Source organism: Sulfitobacter profundi (assembly GCF_042661425.1).
GTDB classification, from domain to species: domain Bacteria; phylum Pseudomonadota; class Alphaproteobacteria; order Rhodobacterales; family Rhodobacteraceae; genus Sulfitobacter; species Sulfitobacter profundi.
Window position 1 is genome coordinate 552451 of the sequence record NZ_JBHSWA010000001.1, and the last position, 14596, is coordinate 567046.

Annotated in this window: 16 protein-coding genes and 3 pseudogenes; 11 read left to right on the top strand and 8 right to left on the bottom strand. The window is 61.5% G+C overall.

The features are described 5' to 3' along the window. Positions 1 to 52 precede the first annotated feature (52 nt). The 8 genes and pseudogenes from ACFQAU_RS02995 (at position 53) to ACFQAU_RS03030 (ending at position 5780) form a co-directional block, all read left to right on the top strand. Positions 53 to 1243 carry an alpha-hydroxy acid oxidase gene (locus ACFQAU_RS02995; protein WP_132446833.1) on the top strand — a complete coding sequence of 397 codons (1191 nt, stop codon included), beginning with the start codon at positions 53 to 55 and terminating at the stop codon, positions 1241 to 1243. After that, the gene (locus ACFQAU_RS03000) at positions 1237 to 1857 is read left to right on the top strand and encodes a hypothetical protein (RefSeq protein WP_120350512.1); all 621 of its coding nucleotides are present in this window, start codon (positions 1237 to 1239) and stop codon (positions 1855 to 1857) included. Before ACFQAU_RS02995 ends, ACFQAU_RS03000 begins: the two co-directional genes overlap by 7 nt. A gap of 112 nt (positions 1858 to 1969) precedes the next feature. Then, positions 1970 to 2626: a 50S ribosomal protein L25/general stress protein Ctc gene (locus tag ACFQAU_RS03005; RefSeq protein ID WP_132446835.1), complete on the top strand. Its 657-nt coding sequence runs from the start codon at positions 1970 to 1972 to the stop codon at positions 2624 to 2626. Between the two features lie 180 nt (positions 2627 to 2806). Beyond that, positions 2807 to 3520 (top strand): aminoacyl-tRNA hydrolase, encoded by a 714-nt coding sequence (pth, locus tag ACFQAU_RS03010; protein WP_132446837.1) that lies wholly within the window; start codon positions 2807 to 2809, stop codon positions 3518 to 3520. Between the two features lie 105 nt (positions 3521 to 3625). Continuing rightward, positions 3626 to 4800 (top strand): annotated as a pseudogene (locus ACFQAU_RS03015) (serine hydrolase domain-containing protein). 16 nt (positions 4801 to 4816) lie between these two features. Next, positions 4817 to 5200 carry a DUF2237 family protein gene (locus tag ACFQAU_RS03020; protein ID WP_120350508.1) on the top strand — a complete coding sequence of 128 codons (384 nt, stop codon included), beginning with the start codon at positions 4817 to 4819 and terminating at the stop codon, positions 5198 to 5200. Positions 5201 to 5322: 122 nt separating this feature from the next. Further along, a pseudogene (locus ACFQAU_RS03025) lies at positions 5323 to 5502 on the top strand (DUF4893 domain-containing protein); the annotation flags it as partial. Between the two features lie 95 nt (positions 5503 to 5597). Continuing rightward, positions 5598 to 5780, top strand: a complete 183-nt coding sequence (locus ACFQAU_RS03030) for a hypothetical protein (RefSeq protein ID WP_386280455.1) — start codon at positions 5598 to 5600, stop codon at positions 5778 to 5780. 15 nt (positions 5781 to 5795) lie between these two features. On the opposite strand, the gene ACFQAU_RS03035 is transcribed toward ACFQAU_RS03030, so the two are convergent. From ACFQAU_RS03035 to ACFQAU_RS03065, 7 genes are all read right to left on the bottom strand, one after another. Then, positions 5796 to 6329: a helix-turn-helix transcriptional regulator gene (locus ACFQAU_RS03035; RefSeq protein WP_067625949.1), complete on the bottom strand. Its 534-nt coding sequence runs from the start codon at positions 6327 to 6329 to the stop codon at positions 5796 to 5798. A 203-nt stretch (positions 6330 to 6532) separates the two neighbouring features. Beyond that, positions 6533 to 6799, bottom strand: coding sequence for a hypothetical protein (locus ACFQAU_RS03040; RefSeq protein WP_067625952.1), 267 nt, complete (start codon positions 6797 to 6799; stop codon positions 6533 to 6535). A gap of 39 nt (positions 6800 to 6838) precedes the next feature. After that, positions 6839 to 7105, bottom strand: coding sequence for a hypothetical protein (locus ACFQAU_RS03045; protein ID WP_067625955.1), 267 nt, complete (start codon positions 7103 to 7105; stop codon positions 6839 to 6841). A 50-nt stretch (positions 7106 to 7155) separates the two neighbouring features. Next, positions 7156 to 7404: a hypothetical protein gene (locus ACFQAU_RS03050; protein ID WP_067625958.1), complete on the bottom strand. Its 249-nt coding sequence runs from the start codon at positions 7402 to 7404 to the stop codon at positions 7156 to 7158. Between the two features lie 433 nt (positions 7405 to 7837). After that, positions 7838 to 9070 (bottom strand): tryptophan synthase subunit beta, encoded by a 1233-nt coding sequence (trpB, locus tag ACFQAU_RS03055; protein WP_120350504.1) that lies wholly within the window; start codon positions 9068 to 9070, stop codon positions 7838 to 7840. Positions 9071 to 9158: 88 nt separating this feature from the next. Then, positions 9159 to 9785, bottom strand: a complete 627-nt coding sequence (locus ACFQAU_RS03060; RefSeq protein WP_386280462.1) for an AsmA-like C-terminal region-containing protein — start codon at positions 9783 to 9785, stop codon at positions 9159 to 9161. Between the two features lie 17 nt (positions 9786 to 9802). After that, complete coding sequence (locus ACFQAU_RS03065; RefSeq protein ID WP_386280465.1) at positions 9803 to 11098, bottom strand: AsmA family protein; 1296 nt, start codon at positions 11096 to 11098, stop codon at positions 9803 to 9805. 62 nt (positions 11099 to 11160) lie between these two features. Here ACFQAU_RS03065 and rimO point away from each other — a divergent pair, with 62 nt between their 5' ends. Continuing rightward, positions 11161 to 12534, top strand: a complete 1374-nt coding sequence (gene rimO / locus ACFQAU_RS03070) for a 30S ribosomal protein S12 methylthiotransferase RimO (RefSeq protein ID WP_132446843.1) — start codon at positions 11161 to 11163, stop codon at positions 12532 to 12534. A gap of 16 nt (positions 12535 to 12550) precedes the next feature. Here rimO and ACFQAU_RS03075 read toward each other — a convergent pair whose 3' ends face one another. Continuing rightward, the gene (locus ACFQAU_RS03075; RefSeq protein WP_386283782.1) at positions 12551 to 13093 is read right to left on the bottom strand and encodes a lactoylglutathione lyase family protein; all 543 of its coding nucleotides are present in this window, start codon (positions 13091 to 13093) and stop codon (positions 12551 to 12553) included. A gap of 46 nt (positions 13094 to 13139) precedes the next feature. Between ACFQAU_RS03075 and ACFQAU_RS03080 the strand changes: the two are divergent. Both ACFQAU_RS03080 and ACFQAU_RS03085 read left to right on the top strand, forming a co-directional pair. Then, positions 13140 to 14029, top strand: a pseudogene (locus ACFQAU_RS03080) (LysR family transcriptional regulator). Positions 14030 to 14169: 140 nt separating this feature from the next. Beyond that, on the top strand, positions 14170 to 14553 hold the full coding sequence (locus ACFQAU_RS03085) for a hypothetical protein (protein ID WP_132446849.1): 384 nt from the start codon (positions 14170 to 14172) through the stop codon (positions 14551 to 14553). The last annotated feature ends 43 nt before the right edge of the window (positions 14554 to 14596 follow it).

The window sequence follows — 14596 nt, forward strand, 5'->3', positions numbered from 1 at the left end:
CAAGCCCCCGCCAGTTGCTACCAAAAGTTAACCCATTCAGCACAGGTGGCCCATGCCCGTCATCACCAGCATCGACGATCTCAAACGCATCTACAAACGCCGCGTCCCACAGATGTTTTACGACTACGCGGAATCGGGCAGCTGGACAGAACAGACATTTCGCGAGAATAGCAGCGACTTTGACCAAATTCGTCTGCGCCAGCGGGTCGCGGTGGATATGTCGGGCCGCAGCACAGCAACCCAGATGATCGGCGAAGATGTGGCCATGCCGGTGGCACTTGCTCCGGTTGGGCTGACCGGCATGCAATGCGCGGATGGGGAGATTAAAGCCGCCCGCGCGGCAGAGGCCTTTGGCGTGCCCTTCACCCTGTCGACCATGTCAATCAACTCCATCGAAGATGTGGCCGAGGCGACGACGAAACCCTTTTGGTTTCAACTCTATACCATGCGCGATCAGGATTATGTTAGCCGACTGATCCAGCGCGCTAAGGATGCCAAATGCTCGGCTCTTGTGATCACGCTTGATCTGCAAATCCTCGGGCAGCGGCACAAGGACCTGAAAAACGGCCTCTCTGCCCCGCCAAAACTGACAGCCAAAACAATCGCCAACCTCGCCACCAAATGGGGCTGGGGCCGCGAGATGCTGGGCGCCAAGCGGCGGCATTTCGGCAATATCGTCGGCCATGTGCATGGGGTGACCGACAACGCCGACCTTGGCGCATGGACGGCAGAACAGTTCGACCCCTCGCTTGATTGGGACAAGATCGCCAAGATCAAAGAGCAATGGGGCGGCAAGGTGATCCTCAAGGGCATCTTGGATGCCGAAGACGCGCGGATGGCGCTCAAAGTCGGGGCAGATGCGATCATCGTCTCCAACCACGGCGGGCGACAGTTGGATGGGGCGCTGAGTTCGATCCGCATGCTGCCCGAAATCCTCGACGCTGTGGGCGACCAGATCGAAGTCCACATCGATGGCGGCATCCGGTCGGGTCAGGACGTGCTCAAAGCCATGGCGATGGGCGCCAAAGGCACCTACATCGGCCGCGCCTTTATCTATGGGCTGGGCGCGATGGGCCAACCGGGCGTGACCCGGGCGCTTGAGGTGATCCACCGCGAGCTGGACCTAACCATGGCGCTTTGCGGGGAAACCCAAATCGCCAACCTCGGGCGGCACAATCTGCTGATCCCGCGTAATTTCGGCGGCGACTGGCAGGAATGGCCGCGCGATCCGGGCAAATGCTGATCTTTCTCAACCGCAACCTCACCTTTCTCGCCACGCCGAAAACCGGGACCACCGCCGTTGAAATGGCGCTGAAACCCGAGGCCGAGATCGTCTTTTCGCGCAGCCGCAAGCATCTGACCGCGCTGCGCTATCGGCGCCGCGTGCTGCCCTTTTTGCAAGAGACCTTTTCAGCCTCGCCCGAACCCTTGGCCGTGATGCGCGATCCCGTAGAGCAGATCCGAAGCTGGTACCGCTACCGCAGCCAGCCCCGGCTGGATGGCAAGAAGCTCAGCACCAAGGGGCTGACCTTCGAGGCGTACGCGTTGGAAGTGATCTCTGACGCGCCACCGCCGCGCGCGCAGATCGGCAGCCAGTTTGACTTTCTGACCTCGAACCAAGATGACCTTTTGGTGCAGCACCTCTTTGCCTATGAACGCCAGCCGGCCTTTCGCGATTTTCTGGCCGACAGGCTGGGGCGCGAGGTCAAGCTGAAGCCCAAGAACGTCTCCCCCGATCTGCCCGCACCCCTGTCAGGCGAGGTCGAATCTCGGCTCCGCACCGCGCGCGCCAAGGAGTTCGCTCTCTATGACCGCCTCATGGCAGAGGGTGGCTACCTGCAGACCCCGCAGGAATAGCGCCCCCGCTGCCCTTTTGCCCTTTCCAGCCGGGCAAAACCGGTCTATACGCGCGGCTTCACGCGGGAATACAGCCTTGGAGGATTCCCGCCCTAATCAATTGGAGACTAAAATGGCCGGAGAGATTCCTGATCTTGAAGCCCAGGTACGTACGGGGACAGGCAAGGGCGCCGCTCGTCAAGCACGTCGTGACGGCATGGTTCCTGGTATCGTATTTGGTGGTGACAACGAGCCGCTGCCGATCAATATCCCGTTCAACAAGCTGCTGACCCGTCTGCGTCAGGGCCGCTTCAAAGCGACCTTGTTCAACCTCAAGGTTGAAGGCCACGACGACGTTCGCGTGATCTGCCGCGACGTTCAGCGCCATGTTGTCAAAGACCTGCCCACGCACATCGACCTGATGCGCCTGAAGCGGACCACCAAGATCAACCTGTTCATCAACGTCGAAGTCAAAGGCGAAGAAGAATGCCCCGGCCTGACAAAGGGTGGCGTGCTCACTCTGGTGCGTCCGGAAGTTGAACTGGTTGTGACGGCTGCGGACATCCCTGAGTACGTGACCGTGGACATCACCGGCCTCGAAATCGGCGACAGCGCGACCATCAGCCGTGTCGACCTGCCCGAAGGTGCCAAGCCCACAATCGACCGCGACTTCGTTGTGGCCACGATTTCGGCTCCTGCTGGCCTTGCCGCGTCGGATGACGACGAAGACGAGACTGCAGCGGACGAAGTACCGACAACCGAAATGGGTCCGCCCGACGGTGAAGAATAAGCATCAGCCGCAAGGCAATGCTGGAACGGGGTCGCATCACGCGGCCCCGTTTTGCGTTTAGGGGTGATTTCTTCAAATGAAATCACCGCGGAATTTTCGAAAAAGCCCGGCACACAGCAGGCCATTCCATCCCCCTGCCCCGCTTGTTAAACTGCCGCGAAACCACAGGAGACCCCGCCCATGAAACTGATCGTCGGCCTCGGCAATCCGGGTGCGAAATACGCCCGCAACCGCCACAATATCGGCTTCATGGCGCTGGACCGCATCGCGGATGACCACGGCTTTGGCGCGTGGAAAGGCAAGTTTCAGGGCAGTGTCAGCGAGGGGCGCTTTGGCTCTGACCGGGCGGTGCTGCTTAAGCCTGAAACCTTCATGAACAACTCTGGCCAATCGGTGCAGGCGGCGATGAAGTTTTACAAGATCGACCCCGCGGATGTGATCGTCTTTCATGATGAACTCGACCTCGCCCCGGGCCGCGTGAAATGCAAGACCGGTGGCGGCCATGCGGGCCACAACGGCCTGCGCTCGATCCACGCGCATATCGGGGCAGAATATGACCGCGTGCGCATGGGCATCGGCCACCCCGGCCACAAGGACGCGGTCGCGGGCTATGTGCTGCGCGACTTCCCCAAGGCGGACGAAGGCTGGCTGGACGATGTGCTGCGCGGCGTCTCGGACGGGGCCGCCGATCTGGCGCGAGGCGACACCGGGCGCTTTATGAATGCCGTGGCGCTGCGCGTGGCCCCACCACGGTCGGGCACCGGCAGCAAGGGGCCAAAGAAACCCGCCGAAGCACAGCCAAAGCCCGCCCCCAGCAAGCCCGTCCCCAGCAAGCCCGAGCCGGAGGCAGAGGCCCAATCGCCGCTGCAAAAGCTGATGCACCGCTTTCGCTGAGCGCCCCAGTCTGACGTTCAGCCTGACGCCCAGCCTGACTGACGCAATGTCGGGCTGGCCCCCGCCCCTGCGCCGTGGTTCACTGAAACTGAACAGGGGGACATCATGCGTACATTCGGAAAATGGCTTGGCCGGGTCTTGCTCGCGCTTTTGGTCGCGGCAGTGGTCATCGGACTTTGGAAGCGCGAAGAGATTGAGCGGCTTCTGGCGGTGAACTCTCTCTTCTCCGAAGAGAAGATCGTGCATAACTTCAGCCATATGGACGGCGCGTTTCTTTCTGCCCCGATTTCGCGCGGGGACGGGCTGACCAGCGAACTTGCCTACGGCCCTGAGACCGAACTGCCCGATGCCGTCGACGACTGGATCGCGGCGCGCGACGTGACCGCGCTGGTGGTGCTGAAAGACGGTGCCATCGTCTATGAGAACTATTTCAAAGGCACCGGCCCCGAAGACCGCCGGATCAGCTGGTCGGTGGCGAAAAGCTATCTCTCGGCTCTGGTGGGCATCCTGCTGGAGGAAGGGCAGATCGCATCCCTCGACGATCCGGTCACGAAATACGCGCCCAATCTCAGAGGCAGCGCCTATGACGGGGCAAGCTTACGCAACGTGCTGCATATGGCCAGCGGCGTCACCTTCGACGAGGACTATCTCGACTACGATTCAGACATCAACCGCATGGGCCGGGTCGTCGCCTTGGGCGGCAGGCTGGATGACTTCACTGCCGAATTGACCGAGACTTTCACCCAGCCGGGCAGCCAGTGGCAGTATGTCTCGATCGACACCCATGTCATCGGCATGGTGGTGCGCGGGGCCACCGGACGCAGCGTGCCGGAGTTGCTGAGCGAAAAGGTCATCGCGCCCTTGGGTCTGGAACATGCGCCCTATTACATCGTTGATGGTTCAGGCACTGCCTTCGTGCTGGGCGGGCTGAACATGACCACACGCGACTATGCCCGCTTTGGCCAGATGTTTGCCCAAGGTGGCCAATGGAACGGCAAGCAGGTCGTGCCCGAAGAATGGGTGCAAGCCTCGACCAGCCCCACCGCCCCCACTGCGGAAGGCCAGATTGGATACGGCTACCAATGGTGGATCCCCGTGGGCGCGGCAGAGGGGAATATATGGCGCGCGGCATCTATGGGCAGTACATCTATGTCGACACCGCCCGCGATGTCGTCATCGCCACCAACGCCGCCGACCGTAAATTCCGTGAGGCCGGGGTGGCGGAGCAGAATATTGAGATTTTCCGCGAGATCGCGACCTCCGTCTCTGGCGGGACCTAAGGCAGAAAGGGAAGATATGACACCCGACAGCAGCATCAACGTCCTGAACCAGCCCCTCGTGATCTGCGGGACCGACCCGGTGACGGGCTTCTTTCGCGACGGGCATTGCAACACCTGCGCGCAGGATCAGGGCAGTCATACGGTATGCGCGGTGATGACGGCAGAGTTTCTGGCCTATTCGAAATATGTCGGCAATGATCTAAGCACCCCGCGCCCCGAATTCGGCTTTGTCGGGCTCAAGCCGGGCGATCCTTGGTGCCTTTGTGCCGCGCGTTTCTTGCAGGCCGCGGATGAGGGCTGCGCGCCGCGGGTGCACTTGGCCGCCACGCATCTGCGCGCGCTCGATATTGTGCCGCTGGACGTGCTGCGCGACCATGCCATCGACGAAAGCGAGGGATAATCATGCGCCTGCGCCTCCTGCCCCTTCTGCTGCTGTTGCCTGTCTCCGCATGGGCGGAAACCACGCTCCGCCCCGCCGATAGCGCCCGGCTGGACAACTTTGACGCTGCCTTTGGCGATGCCATGATGCAGGGCTTGGCGGGGGGCGAAGCGGGGGACGTGGCGGCCCTGACACGCGCGCTCTCCGGGCAACCACAGGTCGCCTTTTCCGCCGATTTGCAGGGGGAATGGTCCTGCCGCACGATCAAGCTTGGCGGGATCAGCCCGCTGGTGGCCTATTCCCCGTTCAAATGCCGCTTCACCGCCAGTGATCGCGGGTTCACCTTTGAAAAGCTTACCGGCTCGCAACTGACGCGGGGGAGATCACCCTGCGCGCGGGCCGTGCGATCTATGCTGGGGTGGGCTATGTCCGGGGCGAAACACCTCCCGATTATGCCGACCTGCCCGAAGATTTCACCTCTGGCGGCAAGGTGCAAAGCGACGTGGCGGTCTTTCAGCGGGTCAGCCCCACGCGGGCGCGGCTGTTGTTTCCGTCACCGGCTATTGAGAGCGATTTCGATATTCTGGAACTAACGCGCTAAGGCGCCACGCCGCCCTTAGGCCGCGTGGCAAAGCTGCAGTTTCGACTTCGGACGCGGCATCAGCGCATCGTCCATCAGGTCTTCGATAAAGGTGCTTAGAAGCTGGGTCCGTCCGGTCACGCCCGCTTTGCGGTAAATCGCGTTGGTCTGCGCTTTCACGGTGCCTTCGGAAGTGCCGCGCATCTCAGCAATGTCTCGTGTATTCAAACCCTTAGTCAGGAAAATAGCCACGTCCCGCTCTGCCGGGGTGAGGTGCCATTCGCGAAAGTGTTCTTCGAGCACGTCAGCGAATTCCACCGTGCAATGACGCAGCGCCGTCTCTGCCCGTTCGGCGCGCTGGAGGCTCATTCGCAGGGCCATCCAGCCCAGAACGACCCCAAGGATCAGACCCAAAACCTGGATCCCTTTGTTCGGCCCGATGTCAGCCAGAGGGGTGCCAAAAAGTGTTACGCCCCGACCCTCCAGTGCAAAAACGAGCACGAAATAGACAGTGGCGTTAAACTGTAGAGCGGCGATAACCCACAGTGCGATCTTTTTCTTATTATTCATGGTGAAGCCTTGCCTTGGTATCCGCCGTATTTAACCGCGGCACACCGAAGTGCAAGGGATGGCGGCCATGCGCCATGATCAACCCTTAGTGATTTGGCACCCGCCCCGAAGGGCGAGTGCATTGTCTTGAGGCCAGTTTGAGGGAGGCTTCGCTGGCCGGAAGATCGTTTTAGCGCAATGCCTTAACTGGCATCAGCCCGCATTTAGCGCGGGAAGCTGTTCACTTTCGCAGCGTCTTGCGCGGCGGGAAAGACGGTGACGGTGACGTCGGATGTGTCTTCGGCGCGGAAGGTGCCGCTGTTGAAGATGTCCAGTTTCACATTGTCGACCGCGTCATTGCGGCTGGAATAGGAAACGCCTGCATCCGCTTTGTCGTTATAGCCGATTTGCTGGCCTTCCATGCCTTGGGCGAAAGCAGCGGAACCTGCTGTTGCAAGGATCAGGGCGGTTGTTGCGAGTGTCTTTTTCATGTCGTGTCCTTTCGGGGGAAAGTTGGGGTCGCTCCGTGATCAGCGCGGGAAGCGGTTGACCGAAGCGTCGCTCTGCGCGGTCGGGAAAACGGTGATGGTCACGTCGGACAGGTCTTCGGCGCGCAGGATACCGTCTTTGAAGATTTCCAGTTTGGTCTCATCCACAGCTTCGCTGCGGCTGGAGTAGGAAACACCATTGTCGGTCTTGTCGTTGTAGCCGATGCGCTGGCCTTCCATGCCTTGAGCAAAAGCAGCGGTGCTTGCTGTGGCGAGGATCAGGGCGGTTGTTGCGAGTGTCTTTTTCATAGTCTTAGCCTTTCGGGGAGGAAAGTTGGGGGAGGAGCCGTCGTTCGCGATTAGCGGACGAAGCGGCCGTCTTTTTGTGCGTCTTGGGTTGTGACGAATACGGTTGCGGTAGCTTCGGCAGGTGTCTCGGCGCGCAGATCGTCAAAGCTCAGAGCGTCGGATGTGACGTTACGTGTGGAATAGGCGGCGTCTGCGTTATCTGCGGTATAACCGACCTGTTGGCCTTCCATGCCCTGTGCGAAGGCGGCTGTGCCTGCTGTGGCAAGGATCAGTGCGGCGGTTGCGAATGCGTTTTTCATCTCGTGTTCCTTTTCAGTCCCGGGGTGGGTTGCGAGCCGATCATCAGTGACGCGGCGTCGTTGGGATGACAGGGAAAAGGGCATTCGAGGGGGATTGGCTATCTGCCTCGGGTTTAAATCATCCGATCTAAACCCCTGTAAGAGCGTCATAAACTTTGGTTTACGGCGCCATGGCAGAGCGAGAAACGAGGGAAAGATGCCTTAGCGTCAAGCCTGCATGGGCGAAACAGAGCTTCGCGAGCAGGCGCGCGGGCCGTAGGCGAAGGCTAGCGGGTCTTTTCTCAATGTGAAAGTTTTTCCGCTCTTTTTCGGCAAAGAACTTCGCCCCCGGCGCAAAGTTTATGCGAAAATCGCGCGATTTGCTTCGGCCCAAAAAAACGGGCCCGCGTTTTCACACGGGCCCGTCAAATTCTAATCAGATTCGGAAGCGGATTTAGGCGAATTCACCCATGTCGAAGTCCAATGCCCGGGCGACGGTGAAGATATCTTTGTCGCCACGGCCACACATGTTCATCACCAGCAGGTGATCTTTCGGCAGTTCCGGCGCGATCTTCATCACATGGGCCAGCGCATGGCTGGGCTCCAGCGCCGGGATGATCCCTTCAAGCGCACAGGACAGCTGGAACGCTTCCAGCGCCTCACGGTCGGTGATCGAGACGTATTTGGCGCGGCCAATGTCGTGCAGCCACGAATGCTCTGGCCCGATGCCGGGATAGTCGAGACCCGCCGAGATTGAGAAGCCTTCGAGGATCTGCCCATCGTCGTCCTGCAACAGATAGGTGCGGTTGCCGTGCAGCACGCCGGGGCGGCCCCCGGTCAATGAGGCGCAATGCTCCATCTTTTCGTTCACGCCTTTGCCGCCAGCCTCGACACCGATGATGTTCACCGATTTGTCGTCAAGGAACGGGTAGAACAGGCCCATCGCGTTGGACCCGCCGCCAATAGCGGCGATCAGCGTGTCGGGCAGACGGCCCTCGGCCTCCTGCATCTGCTCGCGGACTTCCTTGCCGATGATGCTTTGGAAATCGCGGACCATCGCCGGATAGGGGTGCGGCCCGGCCACGGTGCCGATGCAATAGAAGGTGTCGCGCACATTGGTCACCCAGTCGCGCAGCGCGTCGTTCATCGCATCCTTCAGCGTGCCACGGCCCGAAGTCACCGGCACCACTTCGGCGCCCAGCAGGCGCATGCGGAAAACGTTGGGCGCCTGACGCTCAACATCATGCGCGCCCATATAGACCACGCATTTCAGCCCGAACTTGGCACAGACCGTCGCCGTTGCCACGCCGTGCTGGCCCGCCCCGGTTTCCGCGATGATGCGTTTCTTGCCCATGCGGCGCGCCAGAATAATCTGGCCCAGCACGTTGTTGATCTTATGCGCGCCGGTGTGGTTCAGCTCGTCGCGTTTCATATAGACCTTGGCGCCGCCCAGATGCTCGGTCAGCCGTTCGGCGTGATAAAGCGGGCTGGGGCGACCGACGTAGTGGGTCCACAGATCATGCATCTCGGCCCAGAAACTGTCGTCGGTCTTGGCCTTCTCATATTGCTCTTCTAGCTCAAGAATGAGCGGCATCAGCGTTTCTGAGACAAAGCGCCCGCCGAAATCGCCGAAACGACCCTGTTCGTCGGGGCCGGTCATGAAGCTGTTGAAAAGATCGTTGGCCATTGCGCCTCTCCTAGAATGTCGCGCCAGCCTTACCGCAGCCCGCCCCCATGCGCCACCATGAGTTTCGCCAAGCGGCTGCGGTCGGCGGCTAGTCGAAGAGTTTGAACAGCTCGCGTTTCAACGCATTCTCCAACTCATCCTTCACGATATCCTCGGTTGAGCGGCTGTCATCCGGTGCGATGTTCAACTCTTCTTGGATTTTCTGGCGCACCACATCCTCGGCCCGCTGCTTTTCCTCGGCGAAATTCAAGTCGATCGCGGCGCGCAGATCGGCCTTGATCTCAGGGTCCGCCCATGGCCCGGTGATCCGCACCGGCACCGCCAGCCCGCCGCGCGCGGCATTGACGCGCAGCGCCTTGGGGGTGACCGTATAATCAAGAGTGCGCGCGCCCAGATTGACCTGGCCCGCCCCCGTCGCGTTGAAGTTCGGCAGCAGCATCAGCAGATCGTCATTGCGCAATACGCCCCCGGCGATGTCGAATGTCGCCTCAACGGAATCGAAAACCGTGCTGCCGCCCTCGGCATCGACCGAGCCCAAGAGCGCATCCAAATCGATCCCGGCAATCGTGCCGCGCCCCATGGTCAGCACCCCCGCCCCACTGAGCGAGCGCATGATTGCATCTACGGACTGCCCGGAGCCGAGGAACGACACCTCCGCAGTTCCGTCCCCGGTAAAGCGCGTCACCCCGGCGGTATCCTCCAACAGGTCGCGCATCTGTACGCCCTGCGCCCTCAGCTTGCCCCCACGGATAGGCCGCTGCGGTTGTTCATCACGAATTCACCGGCAACCTTGCCGCCATAGGCGCTCATATCCTGCAGATCGAACACCATCCGCGCGCGGTCGTTGCGCAGCACGGCCCGTGTGGGCCCAAGAGCGAGTTGCCCCAGATCAATGCTCTCAGCGCTCAGCGCGATGTCGCCGTCGAAAGCCGCAAGCCAATCCGCGTTGATTTCCTGCCGAGACCACCCCTCCAGACCCGCCGTTGTCGGGCTGCCGCTGCCGCCCGTCTCTGCCGTTTCGTCCGACAGGGCCGAGAGGTCCAACGCCCCGGTGCGCAGATTGGCGGTGATGCGCGGCGTGCCATTCAGCGCCAGATCGGCCTGCCCGGTCAGGCTGTTGCCGCCCAAGTCCACCGCGATATTGCGCAGCGCCAAACGCCGATCCGCCGTCAATGTCAGCCCACTGCGCAGATCGACTGACTGGCCCAACCCCCGTGGCAGCGTGACACCGCCCGCCCCGAAAGACGCCAGAAGCCGCGCCGTATCGGGGCTATCGACCCGCAGATCCCCCGCCAGTGCGCCATTGAGCGATCCGCGCCCATCGAAAGAGACTTCGCCCCCGCGCGTCGCAACATCCGCGCGCAGCGGCTGCACGCCGCCCTCCAGAAAATCCGCAAAGCCTTCGATCCGCGCGGCAAGCTGAACCGCCTCCCCCGCCGGGGCCATGCTGGCGGTGATATCCGCGGCCCCGCCCCGCTCGGGCCAATCGAGCGCCAGATCGACACCTTCATAGCGCAGCACATCGGCCCCTTCGGCGTCATAGATCAGCGTGGCATCGGTCACCGTCAGCTTCTTAATGCTCAGGGGGCGGCGGCGGCTGGCGGTCGGTTCGCTCTGCGTCTCAATCCGCGCACCGCTGCTGCTGTCGGTGAACTGCCAACTCGCCCGCCCGTCGCGGCGCTGCTCCAGCCGGATCACCGGGCTTTGCGCCGCGATATTGGTGATGCGTATCTCACCGCGCAAAAGCGCGCCCGCATCCACCCCAATCGCCGCATTCGCCGCCGTCAGCATCGCACCCTTATCGGTCCAATCCGCATTGCCGACCTCAAGCCCGCCTGCCGTCACCCCCAACACCGGCCAGAGCGTCACGCCCACATCGCCGGTGATCGACACCGCGCGCCCGGTCATTCGGCTGAGTTGGTCACTTGCGATCCGCGCGATCCGGTCACCCGGCAGCAAGAACAGCGACCCCAGCATGACCACAATGATCAGCAACAGCGCGCCGATACCGCGTATAATCCATCTCATGGCTCTCTCCTCCTGCCCGGCGGCTCTTTCCCCGCTCACTTGCATGCCTTATAGCGCAATGCATGAGCACAAACCCACCCAATCTGCGCCCCGACCTCGCCCCACAGGCGAAGATCAGCAACCCCGCCCGTCCCGGCCAGCCGACAATCGGCATGGTCAGCCTCGGCTGCCCCAAGGCGCTGGTGGATTCTGAACGCATCCTGACGCGCCTGCGCGCCGAGGGCTATGGCGTGTCGCCCGATTACGCCGGAGCCGATGCGGTGATCGTGAACACCTGCGGTTTCCTCGACAGTGCCAAGGCCGAGAGCCTTGACGCCATTGGCGAAGCGCTGACCGAGAACGGCAAGGTGATCGTCACCGGCTGTTTGGGGGCCGAGCCGGATTATATCCGCGAACACCACCCCAAGATCCTCGCCGTGACCGGCCCGCATCAATATGAACAGGTACTCGACGCGGTGCACGGCGCGGTGCCGCCCAGCCCGGATCCATTCATTGACCTGCTGCCTGAGCAGCAGGTCTCGCTCACCCCGCGCCACTACAGCTATCTCAAGATTTCCGAGGGCTGTAACCACAAGTGCAAGTTCTGCATCATCCCCGACATGCGTGGCCGCCTGCAAAGCCGCCCCGCACATGCGGTGATGCGCGAGGCCGAGCGGCTGGTCGACAATGGCGTGAAGGAACTGCTGGTCATCAGCCAAGACACCTCCGCCTACGGCGTTGACATCAAACACGCCGAAGATCGCGGCCACCGCGCGCATATCACCGATCTGGCGCGCGACCTCGGCAGCTTGGGCGCATGGGTGCGGCTACACTACGTCTACCCCTACCCCCATGTGCGCAAACTGATCCCGCTCATGGCCGAAGGTCTGGTGCTGCCGTACCTCGACATCCCGTTCCAGCACGCCCACCCGGACGTGCTGAAACGCATGGCCCGCCCCGCCGCCGCGTCGAAAACCCTCGATGAGATCGCCGCATGGCGCGATACCTGCCCCGATATTACCCTACGCTCGACCTTCATCGTCGGCTATCCGGGCGAGACTGAGGCCGAGTTCCAGACCCTGCTCGATTGGCTCGACGAGGCGCAACTCGACCGGGTCGGGTGCTTTCAATATGAAAACGTCGAAGGCGCGCGGTCGAACGCCCTGCCTGACCATGTCGCGCCAGAGGTCAAACAAGACCGCTGGGATCGCTTCATGGAAAAGGCGCAGGCCATTTCCGAGGCCAAGCTCGCAGCCAAGGTCGGCAAGCGCATCGACGTGATCGTTGACGAGATCGACGAAGACGCTGCCACCTGCCGCACCAAGGCCGACGCGCCTGAGATCGACGGCAACCTTTTCATCGACGAGGATATTCAGAACCTCAAAGTCGGCGATATCGTCACCGTTGAAGTCGAAGAAGCAGGCGAATACGACCTTTGGGGCCGTCAGATCACCTGACGCCCCCGGTGGCCGATCAGGCGTAGGCGCCCGCCGAATAGGTTAGCTCATAGCTGTGGCTGTAAAGCTCGAACACGATGCCAAAGGGGTCTTCGACATAGACCATGCGGTAGGGTTTCTCGCCCGGGAAATACTCCCGCACAGGCATCCGCTGCTTGCCGCCCGCCGCGACGATCCGCTCCAACAACCCTTCAACATCCGGGTCTTGGATGGCAAAATGGAACGTGCCGTGGCGCTTATGCTCTAGCTTCTCCTCGGGGGCGTAATTGCCGGGGAATTCAAAGATTTCGATGCCGATGCCATCCGCTGTCGCAAGATGGGCAATGCGCAGCGAACCCCAGCCGGGGCCGAAGACATCGGTGCACATGACGCCGATGGCCGTGTCTTCTTCTACCGCTTCGGTGGGCTGCATCACGATGTAAAAGCCCAACACTTCGGAATAGAATTTCACCGCAGCGTCGAGGTCCGGCACGGATAGGCCGATGTGAGAAAAGGTACGGGGGTGGTCATGGGGTTTCTCCTGTTTGCGCTGAGCTTGAGATAGACAGGCACGCCCCACATGTGAAATTATCAAACCTCATCTAAATCATAACGAAACGCTTGATATGCTGAATGCCACTTGGCTTGAGACCTTCACCACCCTTTGCGAGGCGGGCCATTTCACCCGCACGGCAGAGCGGCTCAACATGACGCAACCCGGCGTGTCGCAGCATCTGCGCAAGCTTGAGGATCAACTGGGCCAGCCGCTGATCGCGCGCGAGGGGAAAAGTTTCACCCTGACCCCGGCGGGCGAAGCGCTGTTCGAGACCGGCCTTGCCCGCCGCCGCGAAGAGCAGCGGCTGCGCGAACGGATCGCCACCGATCTGCCCGACTGCGGCGTGGTGCATATCGCCTGCTCCGGCAGTTTCGCCATATTGCTCCAGCCCCTGCTGCTAGAGTGGATGGCCAACGCGCCGGACCTCTCCCTGCACCTCGAAGCCGCACCCCAAGCCACGATCCGCGCCGGGTTGCTGGATGGGCGGTTCGATCTGGGTGTGCTGGCCGATGATCCCGCCCATGCCAGACTGGAAGCCCAGCATCTGGGACGCGAGGAACTTTGCCTTGTTCTGCCGGTTAATGCATTGGAACAGATAGAAAGTTTCGCCGATCTTGAAGCGCACGGCTTCATCGCGCATCCCGATGGCTTTGCCTATGCCGACGATCTGTTGCAGTTGAATTTTCCGGGCAGCTATCCGGGGGCCGACCGGATCCGCCTGCGTGGCTATGTGAACCAAATCGGCCAGATTCCGGCGGCGGTGGCGCGGGGGTGGGCTACACGCTTTTGCCCCGCAGCGGGGTCGAGACTTTTGCCGCGAAGGACCAGCTTCGGCTGCTGCCTCTGCCCAAACGGCGCTGGCATGAACTTTGGCTCGCCTCGCGGCGTGGGCGGCCCCTGCCCGCCCGAATGCGCAGAGCGGCAGAGCTTATCGCTGAGGCCGCTGCGAGATTGCACTAGGTCGCACAATTCGCCGATATTGTGGAACCAAACCACCTCCCTACTAGATATACCTAAAAGAAAGGGCGCGACTACGGAGAGACTTGAACTTGTTCCCTTTCTGTTCTATATGTAGAACGCAGTAGCAGAGGAATGACCACATGTCTTTTCAACCTCAGTTTCCCGGCATCTTCGACCCCGACCAACAGGGTCGCCCGCCGCGCGGCAGCGACAGTGCACAGCCCAAACAGGCCGACCGCCGCATGCCCGCGACCGAAAAGCAGATGCAATACGCCCGGACCCTTGCCAAGAAAACGGGCAGCGCGTTGCCCGAAGGGATCGAGGGTGACCGCACGGCGGTGTCAGAATGGATCGACGCCCATAAACCGCAAGCGCTAGAGGGGCCTTTCGCCGCCTACCCGTCTGCCAAACAGGTCGCCTTTGCCGAACGCATCGCGCGTTTGAAACGCCGCGATGTGCCGCAGGAGTGTTTTCGCGACAAAACCCTGATGTCGCGCTGGATCGACGGCAACAAACCGCGCTGATCCGTCGGGCCGCCCGATTGACGCTGCGTCACCTATGGCATGG